Genomic DNA, 22,456 nt, shown 5'->3' with positions numbered 1-22,456 from the left:
CGTTTCCGGGCGCACACCCGACAGGGAGGCGAGGGCGTGGCCGACAACCTGACCCGGATCCGCGGCATCGGCGGACGGCAGCAGCTACCCGACGAGGTGGCGTCCTATGTCCGCGAGTTGATCATGTCCGGACAGGTGCGCGCCGGGGAGTTCCTGCGGATGGAACCGATCGCCGCGGCCGTCGGCGTGAGCAATACCCCGGTGCGCGAGGGACTGCTGGCGCTGCGCAGCGAGGGCTTCGTGGAGCTGGTGCCGCGGCGCGGATTCGTCGTGGCGCCGGTCACCCCGCAGGACGTGTACGACTTGTTCTGGGCGCAGGCGCAATTCGCGGCGGAGCTGGCCGCGCGCGCCGCGACCACGATCACCGACGAGCGGATCGCCGAACTCGAGGCGATCAACACCCGCCTCGACGCCGCGATCGCGGCGGACGATCGCGACGCCATCGCCGTGCACGGCCACGAATTCCATCGGCACATCAATCTGGCCGCGGACTCCCACCGCCTGACCCTGCTGCTGGGCTCGGTCGTCCGGCATCTGCCGAACCGCTTCTACGCCTCGCTGGAGGGCCGCCTGGCCGCCATCGGCAACGACCATCCGCGAATGATCGAGGCGCTGCGCGACCGCGACGCCGACCGGCTGCGGGAACTGACCGAGAAGCACATCCTCGACGGCGCCCAGGGCGTGTTGGGAATGCTGGAGCGCACCGGCCCGTGGTCGGTGCCCGAGGAGGCCTGAACAAGCGAAACCGGCTCCGGGACAGCGTGTCCGGAGCCGGTTTCGTCGAATTCCGTTGTGGCCGTGGGTTACACGCCGATCGCGTCGGCCAGTTCGAGCACCGCCTCGGCGGTCTTCACGTGGGCCAGATCGATGTGCACGCCCTCGAAGTCGACCGCCCCGCTCCCGGCGGCCTCGGCCGCGCGGAACGCCGCGATCATCCGGCGGTAGTACTCCACCGTCTCCGCCGAGGGGGTGAAGACCTCGTTGGAGATGGCGATGTGCGACGGATGGATGCAGACCATCCCCCGGAAGCCCAGCCGCCGCGAATCCTCCGCGAACCGGCGGAACCCGTCGAGATCCTTGATGTCCTGCCACACCCCCGTGACCGGGTGGGTCTGACCCGCGCCGCGCGCGGCGACCACGATACGGCTGCGCTGATACAGGGTCTCGAGACCCTCGAGGGTGAATTCGAAGCCCAGTTCGCGCCCCACGTCGGCGTTCGGGCCGGTGGCGCCGAGCAGACTCCACACCCGCGGGCACGCCTCGGCGATCTCCTCGCAGTGCGCCACCGAGACCGCGGTCTCGAAGCTGATGATCAGGCCCACCGAGCCGGGTTCGAGGCCCTCGCGCTCCTCGATGTGCGCGACCACCGCGTCGATGCGGCGGACCTCCTCGGCGTTGTAGACCTTGGGCAGGAACAGACCGGCCACGCCCGGCACAATGACGGCCTCGACGTCGGCGCCGAAATGTCCGCTGTCATAGCTGTTGGGGCGCACCCACACGTCGGGGCGGACGTTCTGCTCGCGCAGCCGCCCGAGGGTCTCCCGCACGATGCCCCGGGCGGCGGCCTTGTCCGCGGCCGGGACGGAGTCCTCGAGGTCCAGGATCAGCGCGTCGGCTCCGGCGGCGACCGCCTTCTCCGCCCAGCTGGATTTGTGCCCGGGCACGAACAACATCGAACGGTACGGCTTCAAAGATCTTCTCCTTCTGCGAGATACGGTGGGTCAGAACCGCGGGCTGCGGTGTTCGAGGTGGGCGGCCAGGCCCTCACGGACCTCGGGACCGCCGAACCCGTAGAACTCGAGCGCCAGCGAGGCGTCGAAGATGGAGCCCGCGACGTGCCGATACCAGTTGTTCAGCGACTGCTTGGTCCAGCGGATGGCGGTGGGCGCGCCCGCGGCGAGTTCGCGGGCCACCTCCCGCGCGGTGGGCAGCAGGTCCGCGTCGGCGTCGACGCACAGCGAGACGAGCCCGATCCGCTCGGCCTCCTCGCCGTTGAGCGGGCGGCAGGTCATCAGGTAGTACTTGGCCTTGGCCATGCCGCACAGCAGCGGCCAGCAGATCGCGGCGTGGTCCCCGGCGGCGACGCCGAGGCGGGTGTGGCCGTCGATGATCTTGGCGGTTTTGGTCGTCACCGAGACGTCGGCGAGGATCGCGGCGACGAGCCCGGCGCCGACGGCCGGGCCGTGGATGGCGGAGACGATCGGCTTGGTGCAGTCGAGCACGTTGTAGACCAGGTCGCGGGCCTCGCGCATCACGCGGGTGCGGACCTCGTAGTCGTCGCGCATCGCCTCGACCATCGCGAACGAGCCGCCCGCCGACAGGCCCTTGCCCTCGCCCCGCAGGACCACGGCCTTGACCTGCGGGTCGGCGTCGAACTCCCGCCAGACCTCCGCCAGATCGGCGTGCGCCCCCTCGCCGACCGCGTTCAGATTGGGGGCGTCGAACACCAGCTCGGCGACCCCCGCCTCGTCGGGGCCGTCCACCCGCAGATGTTCGAAGCGCGCATAGCGGCTCATGTCCGTCCTTCCATACCGGTCGGGAATACCGAATTCAATGAAAACATTATATATTAAGTACTACAAGATGGGAGTCAGCATGGATCGCGCCTTCTTCCGCGTGAAGTACGGGGATACCGAGGAACTGCATCCCGAGCCGGGAGCCGAAAGCGGCTGGGGCGCGGAGCATCTGCGCGGGCCGGCCGTGAGCGGCGCGCTCGCCCGCGAGGCCGAGCGCACGGTCGCCACCCTCGGGCGCGCCGATCTGCGACCTGTGCGCTGGACCCTCGACCTGTTCCGCGCGGCGCGAATGCGCCCGTCCACCACCACGGCGACGGTCCGGCGCGAGGGGCCGCGGCTGTGTCTGGTCGACACCACCCTGCTCCAGGAGGGCGAACCGGTCGCCCGGGCGAGCGCGCTGTATCTGCGGCCGAGCGAGACCCCGGGCGGGAAGGTCTGGTCCGGCGGCACCTCCCCCACCCCACCGGCCGCCGGGCTCACCCCGCCGGGCGATCGCGAACGGCTCTACCTCGACCCGGCGCACGGGTGGGGCGGATGGACCGACGGCTTCGTCGCCGCCGAGCGAAAACAGATCTGGCACTTCCCGATTCCCGTCGTCCACGGTGAGGACCCGACGCCGTTCCAGCTGGCCGCCTCCGTCGCCGACGTGACGAACCTGATCTCGAACCTGGGCGGCGCGGGACTCGAGTTCATCAATCCGGATGTCAGCCTGGCCCTCGCGCGTCTCCCCCGCGGCGACGAACTCGGCCTGGCGCTGACCGAACGCGTCGAACACGACGGCATCGCCGTAGGCACCGCGGTCGCGTTCGACCGCCACGGCGTCATCGGCACGGTGACGGCCTCCGCCCTGGCCAACGCGCAGCGCGCCGTCGGCCCCTACTCCCTGCGCCAGCACTGAAGGATCCTCCGTTGCCCCGCGAGAAGCCCCTCCGCCTCCCGGCGCCCCGCGCCGACGCCTGGGACTGGCAACTCCGCGCCGCCTGCCGGACCCACGACGTGAACGTCTTCTACACCGGCGACGAATCCGATACCGCCGCGGCCAAACGCCTGTGCGCCCGCTGCCCCAGCCTCGTTCGGTGCCGCGACTACGCGCTGAACGCCCATGAGGCGCACGGCATCTGGGGCGGGCTCACCCCGGCCGAACGCGTCGAGTACCGCTGGGCCCGCTACCTCGACCGGCGGCGCGGCCCGGCCCGCTGAGGGCCGGGCCGCCGCGGTCAGCGCTCGATCAGGGCGACCTTCACGTGGTCGGGGCGCTTCAACGTCCCGTCCGGCACCAGCTCCACGACCGTCTTCACATTGAGTGCCGAGCGGACGCGCTGTTCGATGTCCGCGCGCAATTGCGAACGCGCCGCCTCGTCCAAGCCGTCGGCGTACTCGACGACCAGCGGCAGCGGGTGCTGGGTCGAGTGGCCCTCGAAGTCGGGGCGCACGCGCATCTCCCCCGTCGTGCGCGGGGCGAGTTCCAGGACCAGATCCTTGATCGCCGAGGGGAAGACGTTGATGCCGCGCACGATCAGCATATCGTCGGTGCGGCCGACGCAGCGCACCTTGTAACCCGTTCGGCCACAGGCACAGTCGGTGCCGGTGACGACGACGTGGTCGCGGGTGCGGAAGCGCAGCAACGGGGAGGCCCGGCGGCGCAGCGCGGTGTAGACCAGTTCACCGTGCGCGCCCGCGACCGGATCGACGCGGTCGCCGGTGTCGGGATCGATGAGTTCGGCGATCATGAGATCCGGTGACAGGAAATGCATTCCGTCGCCGACCTCGCACTCCCCCCAGTAGGTGCACGCGATGTCGGTGCCGCCCAACATCTCCCGCGCGGTCGCGCCCCACAGCGCCTCGAGCTTGCCGCGGATCGCGGGGGAACCGCCGCCGGGTTCGCCGCCGACGCTGATCGTGCGCACACCCAGGTCGCGGGCGGGGCGGCCGACGATGCGCGGCGCCTGCTCGGCGAGGTGCACGAGGAAGTTCGGCGTCCCGATCAGCGCGTTCGGCCGCTGATCGGCCTGCACGCGCAGCAGCCGTTCCGCCCCCGCCTCCGCGCCGATGGGGATGTCGACGATGCCCATGTATTGCAGGATCTGCACGATCGGCAGGCCGCCGACGAAACCCTTGCTCATCCCGAAGCCGTGCAGCAGCCGGTCGCCGGGCCGGAAACCGTTGGCGTACAACGCCCGTGCCCCCAACTCGCACCAGGTGACGATGTCGGAGGCGGTCAGCGCCACGTACGACGGGCTGCCGGTGGTTCCCGACGAGGCTTGGATCTGAACGATCTCGGCGTCGGGAACCGCGACGTGCGCGCCCAGTGGCGGCGACTGCGCCAGGCTGTCGCGCAACTCCTGCTTCTCGGTGAAGGGCAGGGCGGCAAGGTCGTCCACGCCGCGCACGGCCGCCGGGTCGACACCGTGCGCGGCGAACTTCGCGCGATAGAAGGCGCTGTTCGCGGCGAGGTGCGCGAGCTGTTCGCGCAACCGTTCGTCCTGGATCGCCCGCGCCCGCGCGGCGGAGATCGTCTCCACCTCGCTCCAGTACCGCGCCGAGAACGGTGCGACCGCCATTCGAGTCTCCTACCTGTCAGCCCCTGTACGAATGTCGCCGGACCGGCGAGCGGCAGTGTGCGGCGGCGTCGACCCGAACTCAGTGATTATATATTATATCTTAAGTTAGATCCACGACGCCCAGCGGCCGCGACGGCGGGAACGTCACGGGCAGGGCCGTCAGCGAGCGGTGGAACGGACCCGGTCGCCACGTCAATTCGGTTGTGCCGAGCGTCATTTCGGGCAGGGCGTCGACGAGCTGGTCGATCGCGTCCTGCGCGACCAGGTAGGCCACCGACCGGGCGGGGCAGGCGTGCGGTCCGATGCTCCAGGACAGGTGCGAATTGTTGTCGAAGTATTCGCGGGTGCCGTTCGCGGGATCGTTGTTGCAGGCGGCCATGCTGATCACCACCGGCTGATGCGCGGGCAGCCAGACGTCGTCGATGAGGATCGGCTGGCGGGGGAAGGTGGTGCACATGTTCGACAGCGGCGGATCGGTGAACAACACCTCGTCCAAGGCCGCGCGGGTGGTCATGCTCCCGCCGAGCAGGCCACCGGCGAATCGCTCGTCGGTCAGCAGCATGCGCAGGGTGTTGACGATGAGGTTCTGCAACGGTTCGATGCCCGCGCCGTAGAAGCTGAACAGCTGACTGATCAGCTCGGCGTCGTCGAGCCCGACCGGATGCCGCAGCAGCCGCGAGGTGATGTCGTCGCCGGGCTCCGCGCGCTTGCGCTCGAGCAGATCGCCCAGCGCGGCGACCATGGCCGCGTCGGCCGCGTCGGTGTCCGAGCCGTCGAACATCGCGGCCATCGCCGTCGCCGCCCGGCGCCCGATATCGGCCGGGCAGCCGAGGATGGTGTTGACCACCTCGAAGGTCAGCGGATAGGCGTACTGGCTGATCAGTTCCGCCGAGCCCGTCGCGGAGAACTCGGCGATCAACGGCACCGCGATCCGTTCGACGGTGCTGTGCAGGGAGAACAGGTCGTGCCCGGCGAGGGCGTCGACCGTGGGCACGCGGTAGCGCGCGTGCTCGGGACCGGCACTGCGAAAGGCGTTGGGGCGCCACTCCATCAGCGGCAGGACCGGGCAGTCGGCGGGAATGTCGCGCTGCCATATCCGGGGATCGGCGGGAAAGTGGTCCGGGTCGTTGAGGATTCGCCGCGCGGTCGCGTAGCCGATCACCAGGGTGGCGGGCACGCCGGGGGCGAGTTCGACCGGGGCCAGCGCCCCGTGCCGCGCCCGGAGTTCGCGATACACCCGGTAGGGATCGGCGGCGAATTCCGCTGTGTAGAGCGGTGTCCGGGGCCCGTCGCCGGAGGCCGGGCCTCCGGACGGGACCGGGCACGACAGGGTTTCGGGTGGTGGCATGGTCAACGGTGACCCTCCGAACATCGAACGAGACCGAGCTGAGACGACCGGTCACGGGCGATGCTCCGCCCTCGGGGACCGGCGTGCGGCATCGTATCGAGTGCGGGCGGCGGCCCGGCGCGAAATTCAAATATTACGCATTATGCGGTGGACTTCTCGTCCTCCGCCCACAGGCCCTGCGCCTCCAGCATGGCGACCAGTTCGTCGGCGCCCTCCATGATGTGGTCGCGCATGAGGGTGACCGCGGCCTTCGCGCGCCGCTTGCGCAACGCCTCGAGGATCGCGGGATGCTGTTGCATCGTGTCCTTGCTGTGGCCCTCGATGTCGTTGTAGAAGCGGTTCGGCAACTGCCGCACGATCGACCGCAGCAGCATGGCGAGCCGGCGGGAATCCGCGGCCAGATTGATCGTGCGATGGAACTCGTGCCCCAGCTGGACCACCAGCGCCGGATCGGTCCCCCGCGCGACCGCCTCGGCGTGGCGGTCGTTGACCTCGGTGAGGTGGTCGAGTTGCGCGGGGGTGATCAATTTGGCTGCGCGCCCGGCCAATTCACCGGCCAGCGTCGCCTGCGCCCAGAAGATGTCGCGCACGTCCTGACGGCTGAAGGCCGAGACCATGAAGCCGCGGCGCGGCACGAGTTCGACGAACCCCTCACCGCTGAGCAGCAACAATCCCTCGCGCACCGGGGTGTTGCTCACGCCCACGGCTTCCGCGATCGGTTCGGTGCGCAGGAAGTCACCGGGCCGCACCCGGCCGGTGATGATGAGTTCGCGCACGTAGGTCGCGACATCCTCCGAGAGCTGCTGGCGCTGGGAGTTCGAGCTGCGCGGCAGACTCCGGGCCGTCGATTCCATCTCGGCTCGATCCTTTCCAGTCGGCACTGCTATGCATTATGCCTCATACTTTCGAAACCGAGAGTCCGGCGCGGCGCCCGAACCGGTCAGCCGTCGCGCGAACCGTGTCCCGCGTCCTCCGGCACGGGAGCGAATTCCCTACGCACAGTATCGGTATCGGCCCCGAGTTCGGGGACGCGACCGGAGATCGGCGGCCAGTCGCGCGCCAGCGCGGGCGGTAGCAACGCGGGCACCGAACCCACCGGCGAGTCGACCTCCCGCCAGCGACCACGCTCGCGCAGTTGCGGATGGTCGGCCAGCTCCCGCACGCCGTTGAGCCGGGCGTTGCCGATTCCGGCGGCGTCGGCCAGGCGCTGGATCTCGGCGAGATCGCGCTGCGCGCACCACGCGCCGACGATCGCGTCCAGTTCCGCGCGATGGGCGACGCGATCATGGTTGTGCCGGTAGCGCGGATCGGCCGCCAGATCGGGCCGGTCGAGCAGATCCTCGGTGAGCCTTCGCCATTCGCGATCGCTGGTGGTGCCCAGCACGGCGGTGAGCCCGTCGGCGGTAGGGTAGGCGCCGTACGGCGCGATCATGGGCGAACCCATGCCGACCGGTTCGGGTTCGGTTCCGGTGTGCAGCACCTGATTCAGCGCGAACCCCATCATCTCGGCGACCACGTCGAGCATGGCGATGGGGATCACGGCCCCGCGGCCGGTGCGCTCCCGGTCGTAGAGCGCGGCGAGCACGCTGGAGTAGGCGTAGAGGGCGGTGCCGACATCGGCGACGGGGATGCCGGGTTTGGCGGGCGCGCCGGGTGTTCCGGTGATCGCGCACGATCCCCCCTCGGCCTGCACGAGCAGGTCGTAGGCGCGTTTGTGATCCAGCGGGCCGCCGCGGCCGTAGCCGGAGATGTCGACCACGATCAGCCGCGGATAGCGCTCCAGCAGGTCCTCGGGCGCGAACCCCAGCCGGCTCAGGGCGCCCGGGCCGAGGTTGGACACCACCACGTCGGCGCGCGCGAGCAGTCCGGTGAACACCTCCCGGTCGGCGGGATCGGTCAGATCGAGCGCGGCGGACTCCTTGCCGTGGTTGAGCCACACGAAGTGCGCCGCCATGCCCCGCACCACCCGGTCGTAGTGGCGGGTCGAGTCGCCGAAACCGGGCTGTTCGATCTTGATGACCCGGGCGCCGAGGTCGGCCAGATGACGGGTGCACAGCGGCGCCGAGATGGCCTGCTCGAGCCCCACCACGGTGATGCCCGACAGCGGCGCGGTCATGCCGGCCCCTCCTTCGGAAATGGTTGGGCCGCAACATAATCGGCGTCGGAAACCGGCTCTGCTCCGGTCCAGTCGGCCAGCAGATCGGCCACGTCCAGCCGGTCGGTGCGCGGCGTCTCGGGCGACCGGGCGGGGGTGCGGCTCAGCCGGGGCGCGGGCGCCGGGTGCAGCACCCCGTCGACGCGCTGGAACAGGCCGCGGTGGACATTGTGCGGATCCTCGGCGGCCTCGTCGAAGGTCAGGACCGGGGTCACGCAGGCGTCGGTGCCCTCGTAGACGCCCGCCCACTCCGCCCGGGTCCGGGTCGCGAGCGCGGCGCCGATGAGTTCGCGCAGGCGCGGCCAGTTCGCCCGGTCGTCCTGGTCGGGCCAGTCGCTGGTGTCGACGCCGAGCCGGGCCACGAACTCGGCGTAGAAGTCGGGTTCGAGCGCGCCGACCGCGAGGTAGTTGCCGTCCGCGCAGCGGTAGGTGTCGTAGAACGGCGCGCCGGAGTCCAGGTAGTTCGTGCCGGGGACGTCGCTGTAGCGGCCGGCCGCCCGCAGGCCCTGCAATTTCGCGGTGAGCAGGGCGACGCCGTCGACCATGGCCGCGTCCACGACCTGTCCGCGCCCGGATTTCCACGCCTCCAGCAGCGCGCAGACGATCCCGAACGCGCCGATCGCCGCGCCCCCGGCGTAATCGCCGAGCAGATTGATCGGCGGGCGGGGCGCCTCCCCCGCGCGGGCCATCGCGTGCAGCGCACCGGTTTGCGCCACGTAGTTGATGTCGTGCCCGGCCTCGGTCGCCAGCGGGCCGGTGCGGCCGTATCCGGTGAGCCGGGTGTAGACGATCTCCGGATTGCGGGCGAGCACCACGTCCGGTCCCAGGCCGAGTCGTTCGGCCACGCCGGGGCGATAGCCCTCGACGAACACGTCCGCGCCCGAGATCAGTCGCAGCACGGTCGCGATGCCCTCGGGGTCCTTGAGGTCCACCGCGACCGCGTCCACGCCGCGGTTGACCACGTCGTATTCCTCGCGCAGCCCGTCGGTCTGGCCGAGCGCCCGCGCGGACCGATGCGGCGGACGCACGATCCGGACCACGTGAGCGCCCATGTCCGCCAACATCATTCCGACGAAGGGCACCGGACCCATCCCGGCCAGGACGAGTACCCGCACCCCCGTCAACGGTCCGCTCATCAGTAGGACCTCGGTAGCCCCAGCACCTGCTGCGCGATGTAGTTGCGCACCATCTCCTGCGAGAACGGCGCGTTGCGCAGCAGGCGAACCTCCCGCCACAACCGCTCGACGTGATACTCCTTCGAGTACGCGTAGCCGCCGAAGGTCGACAGCGCGCGGTCGCACGCCTCGTAACCCGCTTCCGCGCCAAGGTATTTCGCGGCCGCGGCCTCCTTGCCGCACGGCTTGTGCGCCTCGAACAGCTCGGCGGCGTGCATGCAGACGCGTTCGGCGGCCTCGAGCCGGATCCAGGAGTCGGCCAGCGGGTGGGCGACGGCCTGGTTCTTGCCGATCGGCCGGTCGAACACCACGCGGTCCTTGGCGTACTGGGTCGCGAGCTCCAGCGCGGCCCGGCCCAGGCCGACGCCCTCGAGGCCGACCACGATGCGCTCCGGGTTCAGGCCGTCGATCAGGTACTTGAAGCCCTTGCCCACCTCGCCGATGACCTCGTCGTCGCGGACCTCGAGGTTATCGATGAACAGCTCGTTGGAGTCGATGGCCGACCGGCCCAGCTTCTCGATCTCGCGCACGGTGATCTTGTCGCGGTTCAGATCGGTGAAGAACAGGGTCATGCCGTCGAGCGGCTTGTTCTCGTCGCGCGGCGAGGTGCGCGCCACGATCAGGATCTTGTGCGCGTTCTGGGCGTTGGTGATGAAGACCTTCTGCCCGTTGATCACCCAGCCGCCGTCGATCTTGGTGGCCTTGGTGCGGATGCGCGAGGTGTCCACGCCCGCAGTGGGTTCGGTGACGGCGAAGGCCATCAGGATCTCGCCGGAGGCCAGTTTCGGCAGCCACTCGCGCTTCATCTCCTCCGAGCCGTAGCGCAGGATCGGCGCGGGCGGGAAGACGTAGAAGTGGATGGCCGACCCGCCGCTCATGCCCGCGCCGGAGGCCGCGACCTCCTGCAACATGATGCCCGCCTCGGTCAGGCCCAGCCCCAGGCCGCCGTACTCCTCGGGGATCATCACGCCCAGCCACCCGGCCGCCGCGAACGCCTTGACGAATTCCCACGGGTACTCGCCCTTGCGGTCCTTCTCCCGCCAGTAGTCGTAGCCGAATTTGCGGGCCAGTTCGCGGGTGTTCTGGCGAACCAGGTCCAGATCCTGATCGGTCAGTGTCATCGGTGATCTCCTGCTGTTTCACTGGTCGGGATGCCGTCGATGGGGGTGGCGGGATCCAGGGACGACAGATCCCCTTGGGCCAGGCCCAGATAGCGCGAGCGGATGGCGCGGCGCATGATCTTGCCGTTCTTGGTCTTCGGAAGTGCCTGCACCACATGCAGACTCGGCGCGAAGGAACGGCCGATGCGACCGACCGCGGCGGATTCCAGATCGTCGTGGTCGGCGTCGTCACGGACCACGACGAAGGCGACGACCCGTTGTCCCCGTTGCGGATCGGGCGCGCCGATCACCGCGGCCTCCACGATGCGGCGGTCGGTCAGCAACGCCGCCTCGATCTCGGCGGGCCCGACGCGGCGCCCGGAGACCTTGATGGTGTCGTCGGAGCGGCCGTGGATCTGCCAGACGCCGCGCTCGTCCACCGAGGCCAGGTCGCCGTGCACCCACACGTCTTCCCAATGGCTCCAATAGGTTTCGAGGTAGCGCTCGCGGTCCTGCCAGAACGCGTGCGTCATCCCGGGGAAGGTGTTGAGCACGGCCAGTTCGCCGACCTCACCGGTCACCGGTTTGCCGTCGCCGTCGAGCACGGCCGCGTCGACGCCGATCAGCGGCGCGTTGAACGAAGCCGGGTCGATCGGCAGGAACGGGTAGGCCACCAGCAGGCCGCCGCCGACCTCGGTGCCGCCGCTGAAGTTGATGATCGGCCGCTGCCCGCCGCCGACGGTCTCGTACAGCCAGCGCCAGGTCGGCTCGTCCCACGCCTCCCCGGTGGAGACGAACGACCGCAGGCTGCCCAGCCCTGCCGGCGTGCCCTCGGCGCGGGCCATGACCAGCCGCATCGCGGTGGGCGCCACACCTTGTACGGTGACGCCGTTGCGGTCGATGATCTCCCACATCCTCGTGGGCGTGGGGTGATCGGGCACGCCCTCGGTGAACACCACCGTGGCGCCGAGTTGCAGACCGCCCGCGACGAGCATCGGCCCGACGAGCCAGCCCATATCGGAGATCCAGGCGATGACGTCGTCGTCGTGCACATCGAAGGCGTAGCCGAAGTCGACGGCGGTCTTGACCGCGAATCCGGCGTGGGAGTGCACGATTCCCTTGGGGCGTCCGGTGGTTCCGGAGGTGTAGACGATGGTCAGCGGCTCGTTGGATTCGAGCTGGACCGTCGGCACCGGTTCCGGGTTCTCCGGCAGTTCGTCCCAGTACACATCCCGTCCGTCGCGCATCTCGACGTCGTTGTCGAGATGACGGACCACCACGCTGTGGCGGACGGACGGGGCGGACCGCAGGGCCTCGTCGGCGGTCTGCTTGAGCGGCACCACCTTTCCGCGACGGGTGGTCGCGTCGGCGGTGACGAGCGCGACGGCCGCGGAGTCCCGCAGGCGCGCGGCCAGGGCCTCGGGTCCGTAACCGGTGAAGGCCGGAACGGAGATGGCCCCGATCATCGCGCAGGCCAGGAAGGCGACCACGGCCTCGGGGACCACGGGCACGAACAGCACCACCCGGTCGCCGCGGGAGACGCCGAGGGCGGCGAGGTTGGCCGCGAATCGGCGCACCTGGGCGTCGAGTTCGGCGTAGGTGAGGGTGCGGCGGGTCCCGCCGTCACCCTCGTAGACGACCGCGGTCTTGTCCGCGATCGGGCCGTCGGCGTGCCGATGGGCGCACAGCGTGGCCAGATTCAGCTGCCCGCCGGGGAACCAGCGCGGGAACGGGATGCCCGCGCTGTCGTCGCGGACCCGCTCGAAGGGTTCGGCGAATTCGACGCCGAGATCCTCGATCGCCGCGCGCCAGAACCATTCCGGCTCGTCGACCGACGCCCGGTGCAACTCCGCGAGGCTGCCGTACCCCCATTTCGTCATGGCGGCCAGCAGTCGACTACGGGACCGCACGGGGTCGGGCGGCATCCAGACCGATTGCTGGTCCGGATCGGCGGGAGCTGGTCCTCGCATCGGGCACTTCCTTTCTCTGCGACCGGTTTTCGGGATCAGGACGCGGTCGCGGGCTCCGGCGCGGCGGAGCGCTTGAGCATCAGCCCGGCGCGCAGGCAGTCGCAGACCACCTCGTCGCGCTGGTTGATGCCCTGGTGACGGAAGGTGACGATGCCGGAATCGGTGCGGCTCTTGGATTCTCGCTTCGCGACGATCTCGGTGCGGACCCGGATGGTGTCGCCGTGGAACACCGGCGCGGGGAACTTCACCTCCTGGAAGCCGAGGTTGCCCAGGGTGGTGCCCAAGGTGGTGTCGGGCACCGTGATGCCCGACACCAGCCCGAGGATGAACAGGCTGTTGACCAGTCGCTGGCCGTGAATGGAGTTCTTGGAGTACTCCGCGTCCAGATGCAGCGGCGCGACATTGAGGGTCAGCGTGCTGAACAGGACGTTGTCGGTCTCGGTCACCGTGCGCCGCGTCGCGTGCTCGATGACGGTTCCGGGTTCGAACTCCTCGAAGTAGAGGCCGGGCATGAGAGTCCTTTCCGATCGATGCGGTGCGTCCCCGGTTTCCCGCGGTCGAACCAAGCTTACAACATTATATATTATATTGTCGCCCATTGAACAGGGGCCGTTCCGATCGTTCGCCGGGCCGCTGCTCCCGCCCGGATCACTCCTCGGCGTAGATCACCTTGTTCTGGACCAGGTCCTCGATCTGCTCGGGTGAGTACACCTCCGCGGCGACGGCGCGGCTGTGCGCGCCGACCCGGGGGGCGGTTCCCGGCCGGTCCGGGCGCTCGCCGTCGAACTTCCACGGCGGCCGCATCAGCGCCAGGCCGTCGGGCTGGGGTTCGACCATCTGCAGCCAGTCGACCTGCGGGTGTCGCAGGTAGCCCGTCATCGACAGCACCGGCGCGAACGGCACATCGGCGGCGGTGAGCGCCTGCTCCCAGTGCTGCGCGGACTTGCGTTCGAATTCGGCCTCGACGATCGCGGCGAGTTCGAAGTAGTTCGACTCGCGCGGGCGGTACTCGGCGAAGCGCGGATCCTCGGTGAGGTCCAGGCGGTCCATGGCCGTGCACAGGGCGTGCCAGAACTTCTGCGAGGACGACAGGTGGATCGCGAGGAACTCCCCCGTCGAGGTCTTGACGCAGAAGTTCTGCGCCTGCGGATGGCGGCTCTGGCGACTCGGGTCCGCTCCGAGTTCGAAGGCCTGGGTGATGCCGTCGATGGTCAGACAGCTCACCGCCTCCATGATCGAGGTCTCCACGCGCTGCGGCGCGCCGGTCTTCAGCCGTCCCACGAGCGCGGCCAGCACGCCGGTGGCCGTGCTCAGACCGGTGACGAGGTCGGCGCTCAGACCGCCCGCCAGTTGCGGGTGCCCGGCGTCGCCGAACAGGGAGTACAGGCCGCCGAAGGCGTGTCCGATGGTGTCGTAGGCGGGCCGGTTGGCCAGCGGTCCCCCGCCGCCGAAGCCGGTGACCGAGCCGTAGACCAGATCGGGGCGCAGCGCGCGGCACTCCTCCGGACCGAGGCCCATCGCGGCCAGCTTGCCGGGGCGCAGATTCTCGAGCACCACGTCGAAGTGCGGCACCAGCGCCTTGACCAGCGCGATTCCCTCCGGCTTCTTCAAATCGACGGACAGGCTGCGCTTGCCGGTGTTGTACTGGCGGAAGTACGGGCTCTCGTCGTTCTGCAGGCGCCGGAAGTCCTCACCGACCACCGGCTTCTCGACCTTCACCACTTCCGCTCCCAGGGCGCACAGGATCGACGTGGCGAAGGGCAGGGAGATGTAACCCCCGATCTCCAGGACGCGGATCCCGTCGAGCGGCTTGTGCTGCATGTCATGCCTCCAGACTGTCTTCTTTTAATATAATATATTGTTTGCCGTGCCGGAAGTGAAACGGCGAACTCACACCCGATCCCCCTGGACACCCCCTGCCACGGCCTCGCGGACCACCCCCACGCCGGACCTTGGCCCGTCTCGGCAATATCATATACTTTGTATTATCCGGATCACACGGGGCCATCTGACGTGCCCCACGTCACCGCGTGCGACGCCGATCCGCCCGCGCCCGCCACGACGCGCGCGGCCACCACGAGGAGTCAGCAATGAGCCGACACGAAGCCGTGCGGCAGGGACCGTACGACAAGTTGTTCATCGACGGCGCCTGGATGCCACCCGCGTCGGAACGCACGATCGACGTGGTCTCCCCCGCCACCGAGGAGATCATCGCCCGGGTGCCCGAGGGCGTGGAGGCCGATATCGACGCCGCGGTCGCGGCGGCGCGCCGGGCCTTCGACTCCGGGCCCTGGGGGCGCAGCGATCTCGCCGAGCGCATGGCGGTGCTGACCAAGCTCAGCGCGCAGTTCGCCGCGCGGGCCGAGGAGATCGCCCGGGTGGTCACCGCCGAGATGGGTTGTCCCATCTCGCTGTCGAACACCATGCAGGCGGCCGGTCCGCGGCTGCTGCTGGACGCGTTCCTGGACATGGCCCCGGCGTATCCGTGGGCCGACACCCGGCGCTCCGGGACCGGCAACGCGCTGGTCACCCGGGAGGCGGTCGGGGTCGTGGCGGCGATCGTGCCGTGGAACGCGCCGCTGCTCACCACCATGATCAAGATCGCGCCGGCGCTGCTGGCCGGGTGCACCGTGGTGCACAAACCGGCGCCGGAGACTCCGCTGTCGTCCTATCTGCTGGCGGAGATGTTGCAGGACGCGGGTCTGCCCGACGGGGTGCTCAATATCGTGCCCGCCGGGCGCGCGGTCAGCGAACATCTGGTTCGCCATCCCGGCGTGGACAAGGTCTCGTTCACCGGGTCCACGGGGGCGGGGCGCCGGATCGCCTCGCTGTGCGGCCACGACCTGCGGCGGGTGACGTTGGAGCTGGGCGGGAAGTCGGCGGCCGTGCTGCTCGACGACGCGGACTTCGACGTCGTCATCCCGGCGATCCGCGCGCTGTCGCTGCGCAACAGCGGACAGGTGTGCAGCAACAAGACCCGCATCGTGGTGCCGCGCGCGCGTCGTGACGAGGTGATCGGCCGGATCGTGGCGATGATCGAATCCATGCCCGTCGGTGATCCGTTCGATCCGGCCACCGAGATCGGCCCGATGGTCAGCGCCACCCATCGCGCCCGGGTGGAGGGATATATCAACGGCGCCAAGGCTTCCGGGGCGAACCTCGTCGTCGGCGGCGGGCGTCCTTCCGGGGCGGACCGCGGCTGGTACGTGGAACCGACCGTCTTCGCCGACGTCGATCCGGCGGCGCCGATCGCGCAGGAGGAGGTCTTCGGACCGGTGCTGACCGTGCACACCTACGACACCGAGGCCGAGGCCGTCGCCATCGCGAACAACTCCGAGTACGGCCTCAACGGTTCGGTGTTCTCCGCCGACCCCGAACGCGCGCTGGCCGTCGCCCGCCGGATCCGCACCGGCACGGTCGAGGTCAACGGCAAGGGGGTGGGGTTCCACGCCCCGATCGGCGGATTCAAGAACAGCGGGATCGGCCGGGAGGCCGGGCCGGAGGGCTTCGACGCCTACGTCGAGATCAAGTCCTACGGCCTGCCCGACGAGCTCGTCGACATCCTCGCCTGAACGACGTCACTTTCGAAAGGTTCATCGATGCAGAACGTTCCAGCGCTCGAACAGTCCGTGGTCCGGCTGGTCACCGAGCTCGAATTCGACTCTCTCCCAACGGAAGTCGTCGCCGGTGCGCGCGGGCTGATGCAGGACCAGTTGGCCTTGCAGATCGCGAGCGCCTCGCTGCCGTGGAGCCGGGCCGTGCTGGAGCTGACCCGCGCCGCGCACGCTCCCGGCGCCGCGCACGTCACCGCGAGCGGGGACGCGATGAGCGCGGCCGACGCCGCCTTCGTCAACGCCACCTTCGGGCACGGCTTCGAATACGACGACGCGCACCGGGCCAGCTCCTCGCACCCCGGCAGCTGCGTGGTCTCGACCGCGCTCGCGGTCGGCGAGGAACTGGGCGCGTCCATGCGGGAGGTGATCACCGGGATCGTCGCCGGGTACGAGGTCTACACCCGCATCGGCGTGCTCGCCGCGCCGCAGCTGCTCGAGCGCGGCTTCCACCCGCACTGCGTGCTGTCGAACTTCGGGGCCGCCGCGGTCGTGGCGAAGATGCGCGGCTTCGACGCCGAACGCACGTTGCACGCGCTGTCGATCGCGTTCAGCCACTGCTCGGGCACCACCGAGTACACCTCGACCGGCGGCTCGGTGAAGCGCCTGCACTCAGGTATCGGCACCCGCAACGGGATCCGCGCGGCCGAGCTGGCGGGGGCCGGAATCACCGGTCCCACAACGTTTTTGACGGGCGGGAAGGGCTTCTACCGCACCTTCGTCGGCCGCGACGTCGCCGACGGCGCGGACGCCGCCTTCGCCCTCGACGCGCCGTTCGAGATCACCAAGGTGTGGGTGAAGCCGTACTGCTGCTGCGGTATCAACCACGCCTACATCGACGGCGGCCGGCGACTGTCCGGCCGCGCGGCCGATATCGACAGCGTCGAACTGGGCATCCAGACCGGCGGCGACCTCATCATCGGCAACAAGAACGCCAATGCCTATGCGCCCCAGACGATCGAGCATCTGCAATACAGCCTGCCGTTCCAGTTCGCGCTGTCCGTGCTGGGCCTGGGCAACGGCTTCCGCACCCACCACGACTACCTCGCGGGCCGGCTGGACATCGGCGAGGGCAGCGCCGTCGCGGAGCTGGCCCGCCGGGTGAAGATCGGGGTGAAACCCGAACTCGACACCGCCTACCCCGGCAAGTGGGTCGGCGACATCACCGTCACCTACACCGACGGGACGACCGAGGCGATCTTCGTCGACAACCCCTCGGGCACCGCCGAGAACCCGATGTCCCAGGAGGATCTGGACGCCAAGTTCCGCGACGTGACGGTCGCGGAACTGGGCGCGGAACGCAGCGCGGAGTTGCTGCGGGCGATCACCGCCGGTGATCTCGACCAGCCCGCGGCGGAATTCGCCGCGTTGTTGCGCGTGTGACGCGGGCGAGGCGACGTATCGTGAGCAGCCCAGCGCCCTCGAGCCGACGGTGGCCCCGGCCGCCGCGGCGACGACGCTCCGGGTGAGCGCGGCCGGGTAGCCCTCGGCCCGCCGGAGCCGCGTCGGCGCGACGACGTCGATGCGGCCGAGGAGGAACGATGGCGCGGGCGACCCGGCGCGAGGTCTCGCCGCTGGAGCTGTTCTTCGATCTGGTGTTCGTGCTGGCCGTCGGCCAGCTCACCCACCACCTCACCGCGCAGCTGAGCTGGCGCGGGGCCGCCGAGACGCTGGTGGCGCTGATCGCGGTCTGCGGGGTGTGGGCGTTCACCAGTTTCGAGGTGACGCTGCTCGATATCGAGCGCCGGGCCACCCGGGCGGTCACCCTCGCCGTGATGGGCCTTGCGCTGTTCATGAACGCCGGGATCGCGCACGCGTTCGACGACGGCTCTTGGCTTTTCGTCGTGCCGATGCTGGTGGCGCTGGGCGGGCCCGCCGGGTACGCGGCGGTCTCCGCGCCCACGCCCGAGTTGCGCACCCACTTCCGGCACGTGCTGGTCTGGTTCGCGATCTCGGCGCCGCTGTGGATCATCGGCGCCGCGGTCGACTCCGAGATCCGGCTCTACCTCTGGTTCGCCGCCGCGCTGATCGATCTGCTGGGCACCTGGACCGCGCACCCGGTGCGGGGCAGCGTCCGTACCGCGCGTCTGCCGTTCGACGCCGAGCACATGCTGGAACGGATGCGGCTGTTCCTCATCATCCTGCTGGGTGAGACGGTGCTGACGCTGGGCCGCGTCATCGCCGATCACCGCCGCGATCCCGTCACCCTCGTGCTGGCGTTGGGGTGTGCCGCCGCCCTCGTCTGCCTGTGGGCCGTCTACTTCGGCCGCTCGGAACAACTGGTCGTCACCCACGCCGTCGAGATCGAGAACCCCATTCGCGCGGTCCACGTCGGCATCAACGCGATCTACGGCGTCGTCGCGGGTCTGGTGCTGTTCGCCACGGGCAGCGAGTTGCTGCTCGCCCACACCACCACCCGGTCGGCGGGCGTGCCGGGGGTGCTCGTCCTCGCGGGCCCCGCGCTGTATCTGCTGTCCCAGGCGATCTACTTCCGGTGGGAGATGGGTATCGGCTGGCGGATCCGGCTGATCGGCGCGGCCGCGCTGGGAGTCGGTGCGGCGGTGGCCTACTGGTTGCCGACCTATCTCGTGGTCGTGGTCCTGGTCGCGATCCTGCTGGCCCTGGCGGTGCACATCAGCGGTAGGACTCCCGCGCCGAACTGAGGGAAATTTCCACGGCTCTCCCTATACGAAGCTGGATATATTATGTTTTAAGTGAGCTAGATCACGGGAGCGTGGAGATGAGCAGACCATCGATCCGATCGGAGTCCGCCGAACTGGCGGCCGCGGTGCGGGAGATCGCCGACGAAGCGGGCCACCTGCTCGATCGCGAACCGGACGAGGCGCCGCTGGGCGACCTCTGGGATCTGGTGAGTTCCCAGGCGTTGCGCGAGGCGGGCGGCGACACACCCGATCGGCTGACCCGAATGATCGGTCTGCTCGGCCGGATTCGCGAGGCGGAGGCGATGCAGGCGCGGCTGCGGCTCGCCGATCGCACGCGCCTCCTGGCCGGGGTCCGCACCGCGCTCGCGGCGATCGCCGACGCTCGCTCGGTGGACGCGCTGCTGACCCGTGCCCCGGAGGCGGCGTGCGGTCTCGGCTTCGACCGCGCGCTGGTGTCCACCGTCGACCGGACGTGGCGGCTGCACACGATGTGCGTCGTGCGCGATCCGCGCTGGGCCGAGGAGATCGTCGCGGTGGGCCGGGAGAATCCGCCCGTGCTGGATCGCGGCCTGGTCGAGAACGACACCGTGGTCGACGCGCGCGCGGTGCTCGTCCCCGAGGTCCAGGAGAACCCGCGGGTGAATCGCCCGCTCGCCGAGATCACCCGGTCCTCTTCCTACGGGATCGCCCCGCTGCTGGTCGACGGCGAGGTGGTCGGCCTGGTGCACGGCGACTGTTATCACCAGCGCCGCGTGGTCGGCGAGGCCGATCGGATGGTGCTGTCCGCCTTCGCCGACGGCCTGAGCCAGCATTTGGCGAGAGTCACTGTGCTGGAAGCGATCTCGTCGATACGAACGCAGATCGACGGGCTGACCGGATGGCGGCCCCCGGCACCGGCGATCGTCGAATCCATCGCGGCCGCCCGTGCCGACGACGCGGTCCTCACCCGCCGGGAGGCGCAGATCGTGCGCCTGATGGCGGCCGGTGACTCCAACGCCCGCATCGCGCGCCGGCTCACCATCTCCGAGGGCACGGTGAAGACCCACATCACCCGCATCCTGCGCAAACTGGGCGCGGCCAATCGCGCCGAGGCCGTGTCGATCTGGCTGCGCACCTCCGCGACGACCCCGCTCGCGCGGCTCTGACCACCCGGGAGCCGTTCGGCCGAAGGTCGTACGAATCCCTGACCCGCGTGGGATGTCGCGCGCGACGCGCCGCGAGACAGTGAGCTGCACCACAAAGCGGCAGCACGCCGCGGGCAGCAAGGGCGACTGGAGGCGCAGAGGTATGACGGAGAGTGAACGGACGGCCGACTGGATCGTCGGCATCGATGTGGGTGGCACCTTCACCGACATCATCGGCCTGAATCAGAGCACCGGGGAGATCCGCGACGGCAAGGTCCTGTCCACCCGCGAACAGGAGGTCGGGGTGCTCGACAGCATCGCGGCCATCGACGTGGCGATCCCCGACATCGCCGAGATCGTGCACGGGCACACCGTCGGCATCAACGCGCTGCTCAGCCGCACCGGGGCGCCGACCGGCCTGATCTCGACCCGCGGCCACAAGGACCTGCTCGACATCGGCCGGATGCACCGCGAGTTCGGCGACCGCTTCTACGACCCGACCTGGGTGCGCCCGCATCAGGAGCGCCCGATCGTGGCGCGCGAATCGCGCTACGGCGTCGCCGAGCGGCTGCGCTACGACGGATCGGTGCTGCTGGCGCTCGACGAGGACGCCGTCCGCGCCGCCGCCCGCGAGCTCGCCGGACGAGGCACCGAGTCGGTCGCGGTCTGTCTGCTGAACTCCTACACCAACCCCGAGCACGAGCGGCGCGCGGCGGAGATCGTCGCCGAGGAGCTCCCGCACGCCTACATCCAGACCTCCGCGCTGTATCCGGTCACCAAGGAGCACGAGCGCACCACGACGGTCGCCTTGGACGCGTACGTCGGGCCCGCGGTGGTCGGCTACCTGAACCGCCTGATGGACCGCCTCGCCGAGCGCCACTACCGCGGCACGTTGTGGATCATGATGATGAACGGCGGCGTCGCCACCTTCGCCGACGCCGGGAAAGCCCCTGTGTTCCAACTGGTTTCGGGACCGGTGGGCGGGGTGAGCGGCAGCGTGAAGCTGGCGGACGAGGGGCGCTGGCCGAACCTGCTCACCGTCGACGTGGGCGGCACCAGTACCGATGTGGCCGCGATCCGCGGCGGCCGGACCCCGCTCACCGACACCTGGACCCTGGAAACCGGTCTCACGCTGACCATGCCGCTGGTGGACGTGGAGAGCATCGGTTCCGGCGCGGGCAGCCTCATCCGGCCCAGCGCCCTGGGCACGGTCGCGGTCGGCCCGGCGTCGGCGGGCTCCGACCCCGGGGCGGTGTGCTATCGGCGCGGCGGCACCGAACCCGCGCTCACCGACGCCTGCGCCGCGCTCGGCATCCTGCAACCGGACCTGTTCGCGAACGGGGCGATCCGCCTCGACGTCGACGCCGCGACCGCCGCGCTCGCCCGGACCGGCGCCCAGTGGGGCATGTCGGCCATCGAACTCGCTTGCGCCGCATACGAAGTCGCGTGCCAGGACATCGCGGCCAAGGTGCGCACGATCTCGGTCTACCGCGGGCTGGACATGCGGGAGTTCGCGTTGCAGCCGTCGGGGTCGGCCGGGCCGATGCTGGCCGACCGGGTCGCGCAGATCCTCGGCCTCGACACGGTGATCGTGCCGCCGAGCCCCGGCCAGTTCTCCGCGCTGGGGTTGCTGCGCAGCGATCTGACGGTGACGCGGGCGCAGTCGATCATGACCGGGCTGGATCCGGCGAACGCCGACGCCATCGAGACCGCCTTCGTCGCTCTCCAGGACCGGATTCGCGACGAACTGAAGGCCCAGGGCGCCGACGTCGACCGGCTCCGCTTCGAGCGCGCCGTGTTCGCCATGTACCGCGGGCAGACGTGGGACAACCGGATGCCCATTCCCGCCGCCCCGCTCACCGCGGACTCCGTCGCCGCCCTGATCCCCCGATTCCACGAGTTCTACCGGGAGTCCTACGGATTCGCGGCCACCGAGATCCCGGTGGTGGTGTCCACCGTCGAGGTCACCGCGATCATCGCCCGCGCCCAGCGCAAGCCCGAGGTGACGCCCGAGGACGGTGAATCCTTCCTGCGCACAACGCGTCTCATCGTGCCGGGCAGCACCGAGCCCGTCGAGGTCCCCATCCACGTCCGCGAACGGCTGGGCCGCGCCGAGCGGGTGGACGGACCCGCGCTCGTCGTCGAGAAGTACGCGACCACGCTCGTGCTGCCCGGGCGGACCGCGTCGCTGGACGACGACCTGAACCTGATCATCGAGCCGCAGAGCTGAGGA

Annotated in this window: 19 protein-coding genes; 8 read left to right on the top strand and 11 right to left on the bottom strand. The window is 69.9% G+C overall.

Annotated elements, in window-relative coordinates; all coding sequences use genetic code 11:
• Window positions 1-36 precede the first annotated feature (36 nt).
• A complete protein-coding gene (locus ACFYTQ_RS06755; protein ID WP_387357671.1) occupies window positions 37-735 on the top strand; it encodes a GntR family transcriptional regulator in 699 nt (232 codons plus the stop codon).
• Between the two features lie 68 nt (window positions 736-803).
• Here ACFYTQ_RS06755 and ACFYTQ_RS06750 read toward each other — a convergent pair whose 3' ends face one another.
• The gene (locus ACFYTQ_RS06750) at window positions 804-1,691 is read right to left on the bottom strand and encodes an HpcH/HpaI aldolase/citrate lyase family protein (protein ID WP_387357670.1); all 888 of its coding nucleotides are present in this window, start codon (window positions 1,689-1,691) and stop codon (window positions 804-806) included.
• A gap of 30 nt (window positions 1,692-1,721) precedes the next feature.
• On the bottom strand, window positions 1,722-2,516 hold the full coding sequence (locus ACFYTQ_RS06745) for an enoyl-CoA hydratase/isomerase family protein (RefSeq protein ID WP_387357669.1): 795 nt from the start codon (window positions 2,514-2,516) through the stop codon (window positions 1,722-1,724).
• Window positions 2,517-2,595: 79 nt separating this feature from the next.
• On the opposite strand from ACFYTQ_RS06745, the gene ACFYTQ_RS06740 reads away from it, so the two are divergent.
• Window positions 2,596-3,414, top strand: a complete 819-nt coding sequence (locus tag ACFYTQ_RS06740) for an acyl-CoA thioesterase domain-containing protein (protein WP_387357668.1) — start codon at window positions 2,596-2,598, stop codon at window positions 3,412-3,414.
• 11 nt (window positions 3,415-3,425) lie between these two features.
• A complete protein-coding gene (locus ACFYTQ_RS06735; protein WP_387357667.1) occupies window positions 3,426-3,716 on the top strand; it encodes a WhiB family transcriptional regulator in 291 nt (96 codons plus the stop codon).
• 17 nt (window positions 3,717-3,733) lie between these two features.
• Here the strand turns inward: ACFYTQ_RS06735 and ACFYTQ_RS06730 are convergent, their stop codons facing one another.
• From ACFYTQ_RS06730 to ACFYTQ_RS06690, 9 genes are all read right to left on the bottom strand, one after another.
• The gene (locus ACFYTQ_RS06730) at window positions 3,734-5,077 is read right to left on the bottom strand and encodes a phenylacetate--CoA ligase family protein (RefSeq protein ID WP_387357666.1); all 1,344 of its coding nucleotides are present in this window, start codon (window positions 5,075-5,077) and stop codon (window positions 3,734-3,736) included.
• A gap of 100 nt (window positions 5,078-5,177) precedes the next feature.
• Window positions 5,178-6,425, bottom strand: coding sequence for a cytochrome P450 (locus tag ACFYTQ_RS06725; protein ID WP_387357966.1), 1,248 nt, complete (start codon window positions 6,423-6,425; stop codon window positions 5,178-5,180).
• A gap of 140 nt (window positions 6,426-6,565) precedes the next feature.
• Window positions 6,566-7,279, bottom strand: coding sequence for a GntR family transcriptional regulator (locus ACFYTQ_RS06720; protein ID WP_387357665.1), 714 nt, complete (start codon window positions 7,277-7,279; stop codon window positions 6,566-6,568).
• A gap of 86 nt (window positions 7,280-7,365) precedes the next feature.
• Entirely contained in the window at window positions 7,366-8,541 is a 1,176-nt protein-coding gene (locus ACFYTQ_RS06715; RefSeq protein WP_387357664.1) for a CaiB/BaiF CoA transferase family protein, read from the bottom strand.
• Entirely contained in the window at window positions 8,538-9,716 is a 1,179-nt protein-coding gene (locus ACFYTQ_RS06710; RefSeq protein WP_387357663.1) for a CaiB/BaiF CoA transferase family protein, read from the bottom strand. Before ACFYTQ_RS06710 ends, ACFYTQ_RS06715 begins: the two co-directional genes overlap by 4 nt.
• Window positions 9,716-10,876, bottom strand: a complete 1,161-nt coding sequence (locus ACFYTQ_RS06705; RefSeq protein WP_387357662.1) for an acyl-CoA dehydrogenase family protein — start codon at window positions 10,874-10,876, stop codon at window positions 9,716-9,718. The genes ACFYTQ_RS06710 and ACFYTQ_RS06705 overlap by 1 nt, the downstream gene beginning before the upstream one ends.
• Window positions 10,873-12,825 carry an AMP-binding protein gene (locus ACFYTQ_RS06700; RefSeq protein ID WP_387357661.1) on the bottom strand — a complete coding sequence of 651 codons (1,953 nt, stop codon included), beginning with the start codon at window positions 12,823-12,825 and terminating at the stop codon, window positions 10,873-10,875. Before ACFYTQ_RS06700 ends, ACFYTQ_RS06705 begins: the two co-directional genes overlap by 4 nt.
• Before the next feature lie 35 nt (window positions 12,826-12,860).
• Complete coding sequence (locus ACFYTQ_RS06695; RefSeq protein WP_387357660.1) at window positions 12,861-13,337, bottom strand: MaoC family dehydratase; 477 nt, start codon at window positions 13,335-13,337, stop codon at window positions 12,861-12,863.
• 136 nt (window positions 13,338-13,473) lie between these two features.
• Complete coding sequence (locus ACFYTQ_RS06690) at window positions 13,474-14,646, bottom strand: CaiB/BaiF CoA transferase family protein (protein ID WP_387357659.1); 1,173 nt, start codon at window positions 14,644-14,646, stop codon at window positions 13,474-13,476.
• Window positions 14,647-14,915: 269 nt separating this feature from the next.
• On the opposite strand from ACFYTQ_RS06690, the gene ACFYTQ_RS06685 reads away from it, so the two are divergent.
• From ACFYTQ_RS06685 to ACFYTQ_RS06665, 5 genes are all read left to right on the top strand, one after another.
• A complete protein-coding gene (locus ACFYTQ_RS06685) occupies window positions 14,916-16,397 on the top strand; it encodes an aldehyde dehydrogenase (RefSeq protein ID WP_387357658.1) in 1,482 nt (493 codons plus the stop codon).
• A gap of 27 nt (window positions 16,398-16,424) precedes the next feature.
• Window positions 16,425-17,819 (top strand): MmgE/PrpD family protein, encoded by a 1,395-nt coding sequence (locus tag ACFYTQ_RS06680; RefSeq protein ID WP_387357657.1) that lies wholly within the window; start codon window positions 16,425-16,427, stop codon window positions 17,817-17,819.
• Window positions 17,820-17,977: 158 nt separating this feature from the next.
• Window positions 17,978-19,099 (top strand): low temperature requirement protein A, encoded by a 1,122-nt coding sequence (locus ACFYTQ_RS06675; protein ID WP_387357656.1) that lies wholly within the window; start codon window positions 17,978-17,980, stop codon window positions 19,097-19,099.
• 77 nt (window positions 19,100-19,176) lie between these two features.
• Window positions 19,177-20,244, top strand: coding sequence for a LuxR C-terminal-related transcriptional regulator (locus ACFYTQ_RS06670; protein ID WP_387357654.1), 1,068 nt, complete (start codon window positions 19,177-19,179; stop codon window positions 20,242-20,244).
• 142 nt (window positions 20,245-20,386) lie between these two features.
• Complete coding sequence (locus ACFYTQ_RS06665; RefSeq protein WP_387357653.1) at window positions 20,387-22,453, top strand: hydantoinase/oxoprolinase family protein; 2,067 nt, start codon at window positions 20,387-20,389, stop codon at window positions 22,451-22,453.
• Window positions 22,454-22,456: the final 3 nt, after the last annotated feature.

The organism is Nocardia sp. NPDC004068 (assembly GCF_042874315.1).
Lineage (GTDB): Bacteria > Actinomycetota > Actinomycetes > Mycobacteriales > Mycobacteriaceae > Nocardia.
Note: the sequence above shows the minus strand (reverse complement) of the source record. Positions and strands in the feature narration are given on the sequence as shown.

Bases quoted from the DNA above. Each gene is read 5' to 3' on its own strand.
- ACFYTQ_RS06715 (WP_387357664.1), bottom strand. From the start codon at position 8,541: ATGACCGCGCCGCTGTCGGGCATCACCGTGGTGGGGCTCGAGCAGGCC.
- ACFYTQ_RS06675 (WP_387357656.1), top strand. From the start codon at position 17,978: ATGGCGCGGGCGACCCGGCGCGAGGTCTCGCCGCTGGAGCTGTTCTTC.
- ACFYTQ_RS06700 (WP_387357661.1), bottom strand. From the start codon at position 12,825: ATGCGAGGACCAGCTCCCGCCGATCCGGACCAGCAATCGGTCTGGATG.
- ACFYTQ_RS06745 (WP_387357669.1), bottom strand. From the start codon at position 2,516: ATGAGCCGCTATGCGCGCTTCGAACATCTGCGGGTGGACGGCCCCGAC.
- ACFYTQ_RS06730 (WP_387357666.1), bottom strand. From the start codon at position 5,077: ATGGCGGTCGCACCGTTCTCGGCGCGGTACTGGAGCGAGGTGGAGACG.
- ACFYTQ_RS06740 (WP_387357668.1), top strand. From the start codon at position 2,596: ATGGATCGCGCCTTCTTCCGCGTGAAGTACGGGGATACCGAGGAACTG.
- ACFYTQ_RS06665 (WP_387357653.1), top strand. From the start codon at position 20,387: ATGACGGAGAGTGAACGGACGGCCGACTGGATCGTCGGCATCGATGTG.
- ACFYTQ_RS06685 (WP_387357658.1), top strand. From the start codon at position 14,916: ATGAGCCGACACGAAGCCGTGCGGCAGGGACCGTACGACAAGTTGTTC.
- ACFYTQ_RS06720 (WP_387357665.1), bottom strand. From the start codon at position 7,279: ATGGAATCGACGGCCCGGAGTCTGCCGCGCAGCTCGAACTCCCAGCGC.
- ACFYTQ_RS06705 (WP_387357662.1), bottom strand. From the start codon at position 10,876: ATGACACTGACCGATCAGGATCTGGACCTGGTTCGCCAGAACACCCGC.
- ACFYTQ_RS06670 (WP_387357654.1), top strand. From the start codon at position 19,177: ATGAGCAGACCATCGATCCGATCGGAGTCCGCCGAACTGGCGGCCGCG.
- ACFYTQ_RS06695 (WP_387357660.1), bottom strand. From the start codon at position 13,337: ATGCCCGGCCTCTACTTCGAGGAGTTCGAACCCGGAACCGTCATCGAG.
- ACFYTQ_RS06725 (WP_387357966.1), bottom strand. From the start codon at position 6,425: ATGCCACCACCCGAAACCCTGTCGTGCCCGGTCCCGTCCGGAGGCCCG.
- ACFYTQ_RS06690 (WP_387357659.1), bottom strand. From the start codon at position 14,646: ATGCAGCACAAGCCGCTCGACGGGATCCGCGTCCTGGAGATCGGGGGT.
- ACFYTQ_RS06680 (WP_387357657.1), top strand. From the start codon at position 16,425: ATGCAGAACGTTCCAGCGCTCGAACAGTCCGTGGTCCGGCTGGTCACC.
- ACFYTQ_RS06710 (WP_387357663.1), bottom strand. From the start codon at position 9,716: ATGAGCGGACCGTTGACGGGGGTGCGGGTACTCGTCCTGGCCGGGATG.